The sequence below is a fragment of the Tamlana crocina genome (assembly GCF_012037625.1).
In genome coordinates this window covers 1-285 of sequence record NZ_JAAVJS010000844.1, presented here as the reverse complement: position 1 = coordinate 285, position 285 = coordinate 1, and the positions used below count along the sequence as shown (strand labels likewise).

Sequence of the window (285 nt, the reverse complement as noted above, 5' to 3'; positions counted from 1 at the left end):
AGGTAAACTGATACCTTGTTAGCCTCGGCAGAGTCTGGATACTCCTTCTGAATTCTGGTGAGGTACTTTTCAGCCGCAGCTCCATTTCCTAATTTGATAGCAGTCACTGCTGCCTTCATTAGAAAACGCGGAGTGGTAAAGTTATTTTCCCTCATTTGTGCAGCTTCCTCATAGTAATCAAGAGCCTCTTCTGGCTGCTCCAATTGAAGGAACGCATCACCAATCGCACCCTTTGCAAGTGGCGCAAGAATTTGATCATCACTCTTAAAGTCATCAAGATGATCA

General features: G+C 44.6%; 1 protein-coding gene. It reads right to left on the bottom strand.

Annotation, left to right across the window (positions count from 1 at the left end; all coding sequences use genetic code 11):
- The coding region (locus tag HC176_RS19215) for a tetratricopeptide repeat protein (protein ID WP_167920562.1) at nt 1-285 on the bottom strand (285 nt) is incomplete at both ends.